The following is a 15,020-nucleotide window of genomic DNA, read 5'->3' as shown; positions in this document are numbered from 1 at the left end:
GACCACAAACATAAAAAACAAATGAATAGCTTACATTGAAATAATGGAATTTTAACGTGTATTTGTGTTAATTTTTGGTAATTTTGTCGAGTTTCACTTACGTTAAAACTTAAAATTACAATTAACATTCAATGAAAAAAATCATCGCAACTTTATGGCTCTCTTTGTGCCTAAGTTTTAGCATTTTTGCTCAAAACAATATCAAGGGAGTTGTTGTGGATAGTGACAATGAGAATCCAATGCAAGGAGTTACTATCAACATCAAGAATACTACAGTTAGTGTTCTTACCAACGAAAAAGGAGCTTTCATCATTGAAAATTTATCAGACGGGAATTATCTTGTTGAGATAAGTTTCAAAGGCTATGAAACTCAAAATTTTCCAGTTGAATTATCAGGAAATCCTGTAGATCTAGGAACAATTTTCTTGTTTAAAGATCTAACTGAAGAACAAGACATTAGTATTGTTAACATTACCGATGACGAGTTAAATTCAGATGACGGATTTACCGATAATATTGCTGGTCTTTTACAATCATCAAGAGACGTATTTTTAAGTGCTGCTGCATTTGACTTTAGCGCTACTTTTTTTAGACCTCGCGGTTTAGACAACGCAAATGGTAAAGTTTTAATTAATGGTCTTGAAATGAACAAACTTCTAAACGGTAGACCACAATGGGCAAACTGGGGAGGTTTAAATGACTTACAAAGAAATCAAGCTTTTACCAGAGGTGTTAGTCCTAATGAAAATACTTTTGGAGACATTGCCGGTGTAAATAGTATTACTATGAGGGCTTCTGCTTATGGAGAAGGCGCAAGAGTTTCTGTTTCTTCTGCAAATAGAAGTTATCAAGGTAGAGTAATGGCTAGTTATAGTTCTGGAGCTCTTGAAAATGGTTGGTCTTATGCCGTTTTAGGTTCAAGAAGATTTGGAGGAGAAGGATATATTAAAGGAACACTATATGATTCTAATTCATTCTTTGCCGCTGTTGAAAAACAATTGGGAGACAACCATAGTTTAAACTTCAACTTTATTTACGCACAAAACAGAAGAGGTCGTTCTACTGCTTTAACGGATGAAGTTTATCGTCTAAAAGGAAGACAATACAATCCTTTCTGGGGAGAAATCAACGGAGCGCAAAAAAACTCAAGAGAACGTAGAATTGTTGAACCTATTTATATGTTGAATCACTACTGGAATATTTCAGAAAAAACAACATTAAACACAAACCTTTCTTATCAGACTGGTTTTACTGGGAATACAAGAATTGATAATGGAGGAACTAGAAGAGTTACTTTTAATGGTCAGGATATTTATTTAGGTGGAGCTAGAAACCCTTCTCCTATGTATTATCAAAATTTACCGAGTTACCATTTACGTTTTGATGATTTAACTGCTGCTAATTATCAACAAGCATTTTTAGCACAGCAAGAGTTTGTAAATAACGGACAGTTTAACTGGGTAGATTTATTTGGAGCTAACCAAAGACAAACTGCTTTAGGTTATAATTCTATTTATGTAGTTCAAGAGGATCGAATTGATGACTCTCAACTTTCTTTTAATTCTATTTTATTTACCGAGTTAAATGAAAACATTAAGTTGAATGGATCTGTAGGTTACAGAAAACTAAACAATGAAACTTATGCTAGAATTAAAGACTTATTAGGAGGAACAGGTTTCCTAGATGTAGACTTTTTTGCTGAAGAAGTACAAACATCACAAAACGGTCAAATTTTAGATAATGTTGCTCAGAGTGATGTACAAAACCCAAATAGACTTGTAAATACTGGTGAGCGTTATAAGTACAATTATGAAATGGAAGCTTCTGTTTTAGAATCTTTTGTTCAAGCACAATTTAATTACTCGAAAGTAGATTTCTATTTAGGTGCAAGCAGCAGTCAAACAAGTTATCAAAGAAATGGTATTTATGAGAATGGATATTTTCAAGGGAATCTTTCTTTAGGGAAAAGTGAGAGACTTACTTTTAGTAATTATGGCTTAAAAGGTGGTTTGACCTATAAAATAACAGGTCAGCACTTATTAGATTTTAATACTGCTTATTTAACGAAAGCTCCAACAATTAGGAATTCTTTTGAGAATGCTAGACAAAACAACATAACTGTTAGAGGCTTAGAAAGTGAAAAAATTCACACTATTGACGCTAGTTATGTTTTAAGAACTCCAATTGTAAAAGCTAGACTTACAGGATACCATACTTCTTTTAAAGATGGTACAGATATTAACTTCTTCTTTACTGAAAGTGGTTCTACTTTTACTCAAGAGGTTATGACTAATATCGAAAGAAGAAACTTTGGTGGAGAGTTAGGAATTGAAGCACAAATTACTCCAACTATTAAACTAAAAGGAGTAGCTGCAATGGGACAGTTTACATATAACAACAACCCAAATATCTATTATGCTAGTGATGATTTTCAACCTAATCCAAACCAAAACAATGAAACACGCAGAACTTTTGGTGACGGTACAACTAAGTTGAAAGATTTACACGTAGCCGGTGGGCCAGAAAGAGCTTTCCAAATTGGTTTTGAATATCGTGATCCTGATTTTTGGTGGTTTGGGGCTACAGCAAATCATTTCTCTAGAGCATTTGTTGATGCAAGTGCATTAAAAAGATCAGACGCTTTTGCTATTGATTTTGATCTAATTCCTGATGCAGACTTAACAAGAGGAGGAAATATTAGCGGATTTACTTACAATGATTTTGATAGTACTGTTGCTAGAGGATTACTAAGACAAGAGCAGTTTGACAGCTATTTTCTGGTAAATCTAACTGGAGGTAAATCATGGAAAGTAGGAGACTATTTTATTGGTTTCTTTGCTACTGTAAACAATCTATTCAATCAAGAATATAAAACAGGTGGATTTGAACAATCAAGAAGAGTTGGTTATAGAGATCAAATCGCCGAACAAAATCAAGAAGGAGGGCCATTATTTGGCAATCGTTATTTCTTTGGAAATGGAACAACCTACTTCGTAAACTTTTACTTAAGATTCTAAAAATATCAATATATAAAAAATGAGAACATTTAAAAAAATTCAATTATTCATACTTTTCATTGGCTTGATTTCATTCAGTGCCTGTGTAGAGAAAGATGACTTTAATACACCTGTTACAGGAGATGTTGCGTTTAGTCCAGGTCCAAACGATATTGTAATGGACATCAACGCTGTTATTGGAGAATTTACACAACAAGGAGGTATCTTTACTTTCGACCCATTACCTAATGGAAATAGCAGATACGTAACTGGATATGTAATTTCTAGTGACGAAGGAGGTAATTTCTTTGAAGAAATTGTAATTCAGAACGCTGCTTCTAACCCAACAGCTGGAATTGTTGTACAAATAGATGTAAATCCATTATATACATTATATGAATTTGGTAGAAAAGTTTATATCAAGTTAGATGGATTAACAGTTGCTGAAGATAATGGAGTTCTTCAAATTGGAGTAAGAAGTGGTAACGAGTTAGAAAAAATTCCGGCTCCATTAAGAAACGAACACATTATTAGAGATTCTGAAGTTGCAACTATAGTTCCTTTAGAAATAAGTGTTTCAGATTTTTCAAACGACAAAGAGAACTTATTCATTCGATTAAATGACGTGCAGTTTAACAGAGATGAAGTATTAGGGGCTAGACCTTTAACTTTTGCTGGAGAACCAACAGATCAGTTTGATGGAGAAAGAACATTAGAAACTTGCCCAGGAAATACTGCTGTAGTGTTAAGTACAAGTACTTTTTCAGACTTTAAATCACTTCCTTTACCTATGAACAGAGGTAGTATTGATGGTATTTTAACTAGAGATTTCTTCGATAGCTTCTATACTTTGGTAATTAATTCTCCAGAGAATATCAACTTCACAAACGATGAAAGATGTGATCCAACAGTTTTAGATTGTGGAATAGCGGCTAGTGAAGGAAGCAATGTCTTATTTGATGATGATTTTGAAACACAAACTGCATTCTCATTAATCACTGGAAATGGATGGACTAACTATATTCAAGAAGGAACAGAAGGTTGGGAAGCTTATACTTCAGGTGGTTCAAATGCTTCTTTAGGTGTTTCTGCCAGAGTTGGAGCTTTTGGTTCTGGTGACCCAAGTACAATCTCTTGGTTAATTACTCCTCCAATTGATTTAGATGCAAACCCAGGAGCAACATTATCTTTCCAAACTTCAAATAGTTTCTCTGATAGTAGTGAGCTTGAATTATTATTCTCTAATGATTGGGATGGAAACCCAGCTAATATTACAAGTGCTACTTGGGGAGTAATTCCTGCCGCATATATCGTTCAAGATTCTGATTTCTTTGGATCTTGGTTTGATTCTGGAATTGTTGACTTATCATGTGGGTCTGGAATTATTCATATTGCCTTTAGATATACTGGTAATGATGCTGATAATAACTTTAATGGAACTTACGAATTAGACAATATTAAGATACGTAACTAATATTTCTAACGCTTTAACTATAAAAAAACCCGATCTAACCGATCGGGTTTTTTCATGGTTAGTCATCTTTTTATCTTGAGTTTTCAAAATTTGATTTTATGAAAACGAAAATCCTGACACACTTCGCATTACTTTATTATGCTATTTTATTAAGTCAAAATATTGTAACAGATTCATCTTCTTACAGAGCACTTCAAAAAGATCTAACTTTTTTAACAAATCTTGAACTTCCTAGAAACTACAAGAACCTTTCTTCGTTAAACAAAGTGGCAGATCATATTAAACAAGAACTTATAAAGGTTTGCGATTCTGTAGCCTTTCAATCTTATAAAGTAAAGAATCAAGAATATAAAAATGTAGTAGGCTCTATTGGACTTAATCATAAAGAGAGAATCATTATTGGCGCTCATTATGACGTGTATGGAGATTCAGCAGGCGCTGATGATAATGCGAGTGGTGTTATAGGTCTATTAGAACTTGCTAGGCTCTTAGCAAAGGAAAAGTTAAAGTATCGCATAGACTTTGTCTTCTATACATTAGAGGAACCACCTTTTTTCCGAACTAAAAATATGGGAAGTTACATTCATGCTAAATACCTTCATGATAAGAAGCTTCGAATAAAAGGAATGATATGCTTAGAAAGTATTGGTTACTTTAGTGATAATCCTAACTCTCAAACATACCCTATCAAAGAACTATCATCCATTTATGGAACACGTGGCAATTATATTACCGTGGTTCAAAACAACAGAAAAGAAAAGTTTAGTATTAAAGTGAGTAATTTAATGATTGAGTTAAAACTGATTCCAACCAAACTTTTTATAGGTTCTCCAAAATTAACAGGTGTAGATTTTTCAGATCATTTAAACTATTGGAAATTAGGTTTTGAAGCCGTCATGATAACTAATACTGCTTTTTATCGGAATCAAAATTATCATACAAAAAAAGACACATCAGAAACCTTAGATTTGAAAAGATTGTATTTAGTGGTTCAGCAAATACAACAAACTTTACTTAGAATGTAAACTAGATGTATAAAAAAAATCCTCTGAAAACAATTTCAGAGGACTTTTTACTATTTAAATAAGATCATTTAGTCTACCAAAATGATCGCTTTGTTGTCTTTAAATTCAAGCGTCCCTGATTGAATTGCTACAGTTAATACTTTATCATCATCTACGTGCTTTACAATCTTTCCATGCAAATCATCAAGTTCTAAATGCTCTTGAGTGTGTACATGAATCTTAACAGTTCCTTCTTTCAAAGTAGAAACTATAGGTGCGTGATTATTAAGCATCTGAAATTCTCCATTGGTTCCTGGAACAGCAATAGAATCTACTTCTGATGAGAATAAAATAGCTTCGGGTGATACAACTTCTAAATGCATATTTTCAATTATTAATTGATTAAGCTTCAGCTAACATTTTCTCACCAGCTTCAATAGCTTCTTCAATAGTTCCTTTTAAGTTGAAAGCAGCTTCTGGTAAGTGATCTAATTCACCTTCCATAATCATGTTAAATCCTTTGATAGTATCTTTAATATCAACTAATACTCCTGGGATTCCTGTAAATTGCTCAGCAACATGGAATGGTTGAGATAAGAAACGTTGAACACGTCTTGCTCTAGATACTGCTAGTTTATCTTCTTCAGATAACTCTTCCATACCTAAGATCGCAATAATGTCTTGTAATTCTTTATAACGCTGTAATAACTCTTTTACTCTTTGAGCACAATCATAATGATCATCTCCTAAAATTTCTGGAGTTAAAATTCTTGAAGTAGAATCTAATGGATCTACCGCAGGATAAATACCTAACTCGGCAATCTTACGAGATAATACTGTAGTAGCATCTAAGTGAGCAAACGTTGTTGCAGGTGCAGGGTCTGTTAAATCATCTGCAGGCACATATACTGCTTGTACAGAAGTAATAGATCCTTTCTTAGTAGAAGTAATGCGCTCTTGCATTGCTCCCATCTCAGTTGCTAATGTTGGTTGATAACCTACCGCTGATGGCATACGTCCAAGTAGGGCAGATACCTCAGATCCAGCTTGTGTAAAACGGAAAATGTTGTCTACGAAGAAAAGTACATCTTTTCCTTGAGCATCTCCAGCTCCATCACGGAAATATTCAGCAATTGTTAATCCAGATAATGCAACTCTAGCACGTGCTCCAGGAGGCTCATTCATTTGTCCGAATACGAAAGTAGCTTTCGATTCTTTCATTCCAGCTTTATCAACTTTAGACAAATCCCATCCTCCATCTTCCATAGAGTGCATGAAATCTTCTCCATACTTTATAATACCAGACTCTAACATCTCTCTTAATAAGTCATTACCTTCACGAGTTCTCTCTCCAACTCCAGCAAATACTGAAAGTCCACCGTGACCTTTAGCGATATTGTTAATTAATTCCTGAATTAATACTGTTTTTCCTACTCCAGCTCCACCAAATAATCCAATTTTACCTCCTTTTGCATAAGGCTCAATTAAGTCGATTACTTTAATTCCTGTAAAAAGAACTTCAGTAGAAGTTGATAATTCTTCAAACTTAGGTGCTGCTCTGTGGATAGGTAATCCGTCTTTACCTTCTTTAGGTAAATCCCCTAAACCATCAATTGCATCTCCTGTTACGTTGAATAATCTTCCGTAGATATCTCCTCCAATTGGCATTTGGATTGGATTTCCAGTTGCGATTACTTCTTGTCCTCTTTGTAACCCATCAGTTGCGTCCATAGAGATCGTACGAACTGTATCTTCTCCAATGTGCTGTTGAACCTCTAATACAAGAGTAGAACCATCAGGTCTCTTAATTTCTAATGAATCATAAATCTTTGGAAGTTCGGCTGCTTCAGTGTTAAATTCCACGTCAATTACCGGTCCGATAATTTGAGAAACTTTTCCTGTTATTGTAGACATTATTTTAGCTTTAAAATTGAAATTTTAAGTGAGGAAAACAATCTCCCTCATTTTGGGTGCAAAGGTAATTTATTTCCCTGAAAATGAAAAGCTTTTTAAGCTATATTATATCGAAAAAAAAGGGCACAAAAAAAGCCTCATCAAATGATGAGGCTTTTTATATATTTTGAGTTAAAATTACTCGTTAGTAACTTTAATTTCTACTCTTCTGTTGTTAGCTCTTCCAGCTCTAGTATCATTAGTATCGATTGGATTAGCAGATCCATATCCTTTTGAATCTAATCTTGAAGCATCAACTCCATTCTTTACTAAATAATCTTTAACAGCAGCAGCTCTAGCTCCTGATAATTTGTTGTTGATTTTATCGCTACCAGTGCTATCAGTGTGTCCTTCAACTACGAAAGTAGCTTTTGGGAACTCTTGCATGATCTTAACGATTCCATCTAATTTCTCAGTAACTCCTTTTTTGAAGCTTGATCTTCCTGAGTTGAATAAGATAGTTTTAGCAAACTCTCCAATTTTCTTCTCAGCTACTTCAGAAATTACAGGCTCTGGACATCCGTTATTAGAAGCAGGTCCTGCTTCGTTCTTACAGTTATCATCTTTGTCTAATACACCGTCTCCGTCTGTATCTGGCCATGGGCATCCACCGTTAGCTGCAGGTCCTGCAACAGTTGCACACTTATCATCTTTATCAACAACACCATCTCCGTCAGAATCAGGACATCCGTTGTTAGCTTTAGTTCCTTTATCGTTAGGACACATATCATCTTTGTCAGCGATACCATCTCCATCAGAATCAGGACATCCGTTTAAAGCAGCTAAACCAGCTACGTTAGGACAAGCATCATCACCATCTTTGATACCATCACCGTCTGAATCAGGACATCCGTTGAATTCCTTCAAACCAGCAACGTCTGGACACGCGTCGTCTTTGTCGTAGACCCCGTCTCCATCAGTATCCTTTCCCCCAAATCTAAACACTACTCCTAGTGAGTGTTGGAAGTGATCTCTTACTTTATCAGCAAACTCTTTCTTAGCTACAGACTGATAATTAATACCTATATTTTCATCAAGCCAAAAATTGAAACCATAACCAACATTTAAAACACCTTCTTTTGCGTCATCCGATTGTAAATCTAAGTAAGTATAACCTCCACCTAAAACTACATAAGGGTCAAACCAAGAAGTATCACCTATTAATTTATTTAAGTCGTACTTTACATTTAAATCAAATGCATAATATCTAGCATCAATATCATTCTTAGATCTAAAAGTTTTTAAATCATTCAAAGAAAAAGCTGCTTGTAAAGTAAATCCTTTATCAAGGTACTTTTCAGCAGTAAATCTGGAAATACTAGTCATAATATTCCAGTCTGCAGTACCAAAAAAATCTTTTGCAAGGCTTTCAATCCCTATATCTTGTCTGATATCAACAGCATTTACACCTAAACTAAATGCCCATGGATTATTCGAATCCTGAGCGTTCACATTGCTAACTGCTACTAACGTAAATAAAGCTATCACAGCTAATTTTAATTGTTTCATTATAATAAATTTAAATTAAAAGTTCTTTATATACCGGCAAAAGTAACTTGTTCATTACTAATTACAAAGACAAATCTACAAAAACTTCAAAGAAATGCAAGTTTTTAGCAGGTTTATATCACTTTTAACTCTTTACCAATTTTGATAAATGAGGCTATTGCCTTATCTAAATGTTCTTTGTTATGAGCAGCTGATAATTGGACTCTTATTCTTGCCTTTCCTCTTGGTACTACTGGGAAAAAGAATCCTATGACGTATATTCCTTCTTCTAAAAGCTTATTCGCCATTACTTGAGATAGTTTGGCATCATATAGCATAACTGGTACTATAGCCGCATCTGCGCCTACTAAATCAAAGCCAGCTTTTTCCATTTCTGTTCTGAAATAATTGGTATTCCATTCTAATTTATCTCTCAAAGATGTATCATTAGAAAGTAATTCAAAAACCTTTAAAGATGCTCCAACAATTGCTGGCGCTAAAGAATTTGAAAATAAATAAGGTCTTGATCTTTGCCTTAAAATTTCAATAATCTCTTTTTTACCTGTCGTATAACCTCCCATAGCGCCTCCAAGTGCTTTCCCTAAAGTTCCAGTAACTATATCTACTCTTCCTAAAACATTCTTTAATTCAAGAGTTCCTCTTCCAGTTTCTCCTATAAAACCAGCTGCATGACATTCATCAACCATTACTAGAGCGTCATACTTATCAGCTAAATCACAAATTTCATCCAACTTAGCAACAATTCCATCCATAGAGAAAACACCATCAGTTACAATAATTTTAAAACGATGATTTTGCTTAGAAGCTTCTATCAATTGTTCTTCTAAAGCTTGCATATCATTATTCTCATAACGATATCTTGCTGCTTTACACAAGCGAACTCCATCAATTATAGAAGCATGATTTAAACTGTCTGAGATAATTGCATCTTCTTTGGTGAGAAGTGGCTCAAAAACGCCTCCATTGGCATCAAAAGCTGCTGCATATAATATGGTATCTTCAGTATTATAAAATTCTGCAATCTTAGCTTCTAATTGTTTATGAATATCTTGTGTTCCGCAAATAAACCGAACAGATGACATTCCAAATCCATGAGAATCTAGAGTATCTTTGGCAGCTTGAATTACCTCAGGGTTATTTGACAATCCTAAGTAGTTGTTTGCACAAAAATTAATTACTTCTTCTCCCGTAGAAATTTTAATAACTGCATCTTGAGATGAAGTTATAATTCGCTCAGATTTGTAGAGACCTGCCTCTTTTATTTCTTGAATCTCTTTTTGTAAATGATCCTTTATTGCTCCGTACATAATAGTATATGGTATATCTTGATTTGTTTTAGACTGTAAAAATAATTTAAAATTCTTCTATAGTAATAGATTCATTGATGTAAATAAGAATCTTTTTTTCTACAGAATAACCTAATTCTAATAATACTTGCTCGTAAGAATTTAATTGACTTTTATGTTCTTCTTTTTGATGTCCTGTTTTATAATCTATAATTACTAATTTTCCGTTGGGTTGAAAAACCAATCGATCTGGGATTATATGTTGATTTTGCTTTCCTATAATTTCTCTTTCGTTATAAACTACTCTATCTTCAGAAAAATATCTTTCTAGCTTTTCATCTTCTACAATTCTTCGAATTAATGTAGATACTTTGTCTAAATCATTTTTATCTAAATTACCTTGATTTAAATACGAATCAACTACGCCCTTAATATCTTTTCTGGTATAAATTTTAGACATCATTTCATGAACTAAATCTCCGTAATCTATTGCAACACCTCTTTGAGTCCCCCAAAGCTTAGAAGAACTTGCTAGTAAGTTTATGTTATGGTTTTTCCATGGAGTGCTTATGAAACTATTTTGTATAAAGGAATTTATTTGTTTCTCTTCTTTTTTACTTTTTCTATTTAGGTTTCCAAAAAGGTATTCACTCTTATCATCTTGCCAAATTCCTTCTTCTTTCAAAAAGGATATAAATACTCCTGAATAATAATTAGGGTTTTCATCTCCTTTTTTAGATAATCTTTTTTCGGTAATTATGTGTAATTGTTCTACAGGCCTGGTTAGAGCAACATATAAAAGGTTGAAGTTGTCTAACTCTAGCTCTTCTCTCCTATTTATATACTTTTGCTTTGCTTCTTCATTGATATATTGCACATCTTTATTTAGTGAAACCATTAATTCTGAGAAACCTTCATTCTTAGTCTTCAACCATACTTTTGGCTTTTGTTCCCCATATATATTAAGGTCACATGGAAAAATAACTACTGGAAATTCTAGTCCTTTTGATTTATGAATTGTCATAATCTGAACAGCATTTGGATTTTCAGAACTTACAATACTTAATTTGTGCTTTTTTAAATTCCAAAAATCTAAAAAGTCTTGAACACTTGCTTCTTTTTTCTGCTGTAACAAAATTTCATCAAGGAAAAATTGAACATACGCATCTGGTGATACTAATAAATCAAAAGAACGAATTATCTGTTCTACTTTTTCATACAAAGGAAGTTGATTGAATTCAACCAAAGAAAAATTAAATCCTAATGCTTTAAATGATTCTAAAAGCTCTATAATCTCTTGATGAATATGTGATTCAAAAAAGCTATGCTTATCTGTTGATATTTTTGCGTTTTTGAATAAAAAGCTTAATACGTTTAGCAAACTCTCTTTATCGTTTAGGTGTAAAGTATAATTCAAAAAATCTATAATGAAATTAACTTTATCACTATTGCTAAGCAATAAGGTTTCTGAAGAAACTATTTCAATTCCGTTTTCAGATAAATAATTTGCTATAGCTACTCCTTCACTTCTCTTTCTAACTAAGATGCAAATTTCGCCCAAATCAAAACCATCCTCGATAGATTGTATGGTTTCTAATACTTTTTTAGGATACTTTAATTTATCTTCTTCTTTTTCTACAAATGAAATAGATACAAACCCACCTTTGTTTTCATTTTCTTCTTGATAGGATTTTTCAAAAAACAAATCTCGATATGATAGGTTTTGAATAAATTGAGAGGTATGCTTGAAAAATGAATTGTTGAATTTAATTACTTCAGCATGACTTCTAAAATTCACTTTTAATTCTTGAACTCTCTTAGGAATTAGAAATGGATTATCAGACTTTTCTTCATCAGAACCTAATCCTATAAATTGATCTGCCTTTCCTCCTCTCCATCTATAAATTGCTTGTTTACCATCTCCAACCAACAACAGACTGGTGTTTTCTTGTGATAAAGAATTATCTATTAAAGGAATTAAATTCTGCCACTGTAAAACAGAAGTATCTTGCATCTCATCTATAAAATAATGTATAAACTTCTGACCTATTCTTTCATATATATATGGTGCTGGTTGTTCTTGAATATAATCGGAAATCAATTGATTAAATTCTACATTTAATCGAATATTGTTTTCTTCTTTAATGATATTTAACTCTTGATTGATATTGTTTAAAACCGCTAAGGGAATAATACTTTTTAACACCAACTTGTTTTGCGTCATTTGTTTAAACAGTTCTTCTGATTCTTCATAGAATCTCAAAAGCTCTGGAAGAATCCCTTCAATAGAGGCTTTGACATCATCTGATTTTGATTTGGCGTAAAAAATCTTTTCTTCAATTCTATTTTTCAAAGCGCTGGCTTCAAAAAATTTAGCCGTTTCTGGGTTTCTTTGCAAGGCTAAAAAATGGTTAGGGAGCATAGTTCTATAGAAATCATTAAACTCTAAACCCATTGTACTAATAACCTGAATAGCTTCTTCACCAATTAGCTTCATTCTTTGAAGAATTTCTTTTTGATGACTGGCTAACTTTTTCTGTAATTTTTTGAAATCTGCTAAAGACTTTCCGGCTAACTTTCTAAAATAAAAAACATCGTCTTCATTTAAGAGAATTCTTGAAAACTCTGACAAATCTCTAGCAATATCCCAAGATTTATCATCATCAGCTTTATCAAGAGAATAATCTATTAAAGTTTCTGTGACTTCTTTATTGGTTCCTATTTTAGAAATTAAAACATCTACAGCTTCATCTAACAATTCCTGAGCATCCATTTCTACTTCAAAATTTTGACTCAGTCCAAGATCGAAAGCAAAACTTTTAACAATTTTATAGGTAAAGCTATCAATGGTTGTAATATAAAATGCTGAGTAGTTTTGAAGTATCGCACTTACTATTCTTTCACTTCTTTTTTGTAAAACAGTTTTATCAATACCTGTTTCTTCTAAAAGTATGGTAGACAAAGTATTCTCTTTATTGTCTGAAAACTCTTTTAGGTTTTTAAGGACTCTTTCCTTCATTTCGCTGGCGGCTTTGTTGGTAAAAGTGATTGCCAAAACCTTTTGAAATAAGAAAACATCTTCACTCGACAATATTATTTTCAAATATTCCTTTACCAGCGTAAAAGTTTTTCCACTTCCAGCCGAGGCATTGTATACTTGAAAAGTTGATTCTGTTTGCAAAGAGTTATTTTGTTGCAAAATACAAAAAGCCAAACAGTTTTTGTTTGGCTTTTGTTCATTTATATTCGTTGGAATTTACCCTAAACCTACATCCAAAGACATCATTACAATAAATCCTCCAATAAATCCTAAGGTTGCAATATCTGTGTATTTATCCCGCTGAGTTTCTGGAATTACCTCTTCTACTACTACAAAGATCATTGCTCCTGCTGCAAATGCTAGTGCATAAGGTAAAATTGGAGTAAAGAAAGATACTGCTAAAGCTCCTAATACTGCAGCTACAGGTTCTACAATTGCCGATAATTGTCCATACCAAAAACTTTTTAACCTACTTACACCTTGTCTTCTTAAAGGCATCGCTACTGCAAAACCTTCTGGAAAATTTTGAATTCCGATTCCGATTGCTAGTGTAATTGCTGCAATAATCATTTCTGTTTGCTCAACACCTACTAAAGTTGATGCCGCTCCAAACAATACCCCAACTGCTAATCCCTCAGGAATGTTATGCAATGTAATTGCCAAGACCAAAAGTGTTGTTTTGTGCCATTTGGTTTTTACTCCTTCTGCTTCTGACTCTTTAAAATTGATATGTAAGTGTGGCAAAATCTTATCCATTCCAAACAATGCTAAAGCTCCTAAAGCAAACCCAACAGCTGATGGAATCACTTTCATAAAACCTTCACCCGGACTATTGTCAATTGCTGGTGCTAACAAACTCCAAAAACTAGCTGCCACCATTACACCTCCTGTAAAACCTAACATTCCATCTAAAACAGCTCTGTTCATTTTCTTAAAAAAGAAAACTAATGCTGCCCCAGCAGCAGTTAACCCCCATGTAAATAAAGAGGCATATAATGCTGCTAAAATTGGATTCTCTTTACCAAATTCAACTAATTGATCAAATGTGCTCATTATGATTGTATATAAATATTGTTGGATATTTTTTGAGAAATAGACATTTCTTTCTTGTTGATGAGAATGGTTATTGATCCATCGAAAGGTTCTTTAGAAATAACTTGAATCTTTTTCCCTAAAGAAATATCATATCTATCAAGGTATTTTAAAAATTCAGAAGAAGAATCATTCACTCCTACACAAACTCCAGATTGATTTTCTTCTAATGTCGATAATAACTTTTTCTCTATTTTATGAAAGTTTCCGTTTTTGTCAGGAATTGGATCTCCATGCGGGTCCATTTTTGGAAAACCTAAAAAAGCATCCAATTCATTAATTAACTTAGGCGATTTTATATGCTCTAACTGTTCAGCCACATCATGAACTTCATCCCAAGAAAAGTTTAATTTTTCAACCAAAAAAACCTCCCAAAGTCTGTGCTTTCTAATTACTCCAATAGCAATCTGTCTCCCAGAGTCTGTTAAAGAAACGCCTTGGTACTTTTTGTATACTAAAACTTTCTTTTCTGCTAATTTTTTAATCATGTCTGTTACAGAAGAAGCCTTTGTGTCTAACTTTCTTGCAATAGCATTTGTGCTAATTCCTTTTCCAGAAATAGCTTCTAAATGAAATATGGCTTTTAAATAATTTTCTTCAGATAACGTAAACATAACGAATAAGTAGTGAGGCAAATATAGTTTATTTTAGCTTATTTAAAAATAT

At 33.1% G+C, this 15,020-nt stretch carries 10 protein-coding genes; 3 read left to right on the top strand and 7 right to left on the bottom strand.

Annotation, left to right across the window (positions count from 1 at the left end; all coding sequences use genetic code 11):
• Positions 1-131: 131 nt before the first annotated feature.
• The 3 genes from AAON49_RS13065 to AAON49_RS13055 all read left to right on the top strand — a co-directional run bounded on the left by AAON49_RS13065 (position 132) and on the right by AAON49_RS13055 (position 5,495).
• Complete coding sequence (locus AAON49_RS13065) at positions 132-3,017, top strand: carboxypeptidase-like regulatory domain-containing protein (RefSeq protein ID WP_349555207.1); 2,886 nt, start codon at positions 132-134, stop codon at positions 3,015-3,017.
• A 19-nt stretch (positions 3,018-3,036) separates the two neighbouring features.
• Positions 3,037-4,470 (top strand): DUF5689 domain-containing protein, encoded by a 1,434-nt coding sequence (locus tag AAON49_RS13060; RefSeq protein ID WP_349555206.1) that lies wholly within the window; start codon positions 3,037-3,039, stop codon positions 4,468-4,470.
• 98 nt (positions 4,471-4,568) lie between these two features.
• Positions 4,569-5,495: a M28 family peptidase gene (locus AAON49_RS13055; protein WP_349555205.1), complete on the top strand. Its 927-nt coding sequence runs from the start codon at positions 4,569-4,571 to the stop codon at positions 5,493-5,495.
• 68 nt (positions 5,496-5,563) lie between these two features.
• Here the strand turns inward: AAON49_RS13055 and AAON49_RS13050 are convergent, their stop codons facing one another.
• The 7 genes from AAON49_RS13050 to AAON49_RS13020 all read right to left on the bottom strand — a co-directional run bounded on the left by AAON49_RS13050 (position 5,564) and on the right by AAON49_RS13020 (position 14,968).
• On the bottom strand, positions 5,564-5,857 hold the full coding sequence (locus AAON49_RS13050; protein WP_349555204.1) for a F0F1 ATP synthase subunit delta/epsilon: 294 nt from the start codon (positions 5,855-5,857) through the stop codon (positions 5,564-5,566).
• 19 nt (positions 5,858-5,876) lie between these two features.
• Positions 5,877-7,388, bottom strand: a complete 1,512-nt coding sequence (gene atpD, locus AAON49_RS13045) for a F0F1 ATP synthase subunit beta (protein ID WP_349555203.1) — start codon at positions 7,386-7,388, stop codon at positions 5,877-5,879.
• 177 nt (positions 7,389-7,565) lie between these two features.
• A complete protein-coding gene (locus tag AAON49_RS13040) occupies positions 7,566-8,936 on the bottom strand; it encodes an OmpA family protein (protein ID WP_349555201.1) in 1,371 nt (456 codons plus the stop codon).
• Positions 8,937-9,049: 113 nt separating this feature from the next.
• Positions 9,050-10,243, bottom strand: coding sequence for a glycine C-acetyltransferase (gene kbl / locus AAON49_RS13035; RefSeq protein ID WP_349555199.1), 1,194 nt, complete (start codon positions 10,241-10,243; stop codon positions 9,050-9,052).
• A 46-nt stretch (positions 10,244-10,289) separates the two neighbouring features.
• Entirely contained in the window at positions 10,290-13,403 is a 3,114-nt protein-coding gene (locus AAON49_RS13030; RefSeq protein WP_349555197.1) for a UvrD-helicase domain-containing protein, read from the bottom strand.
• 75 nt (positions 13,404-13,478) lie between these two features.
• Positions 13,479-14,315, bottom strand: a complete 837-nt coding sequence (locus AAON49_RS13025) for a ZIP family metal transporter (RefSeq protein WP_349555195.1) — start codon at positions 14,313-14,315, stop codon at positions 13,479-13,481.
• Positions 14,315-14,968: a metal-dependent transcriptional regulator gene (locus AAON49_RS13020; RefSeq protein WP_349555194.1), complete on the bottom strand. Its 654-nt coding sequence runs from the start codon at positions 14,966-14,968 to the stop codon at positions 14,315-14,317. The genes AAON49_RS13025 and AAON49_RS13020 overlap by 1 nt, the downstream gene beginning before the upstream one ends.
• Positions 14,969-15,020: the final 52 nt, after the last annotated feature.

Source organism: Pseudotenacibaculum sp. MALMAid0570, from assembly GCF_040151415.1.
Taxonomy (GTDB): domain Bacteria; phylum Bacteroidota; class Bacteroidia; order Flavobacteriales; family Flavobacteriaceae; genus Polaribacter.
This window is presented reverse-complemented; position numbering and strand designations above follow the sequence as displayed.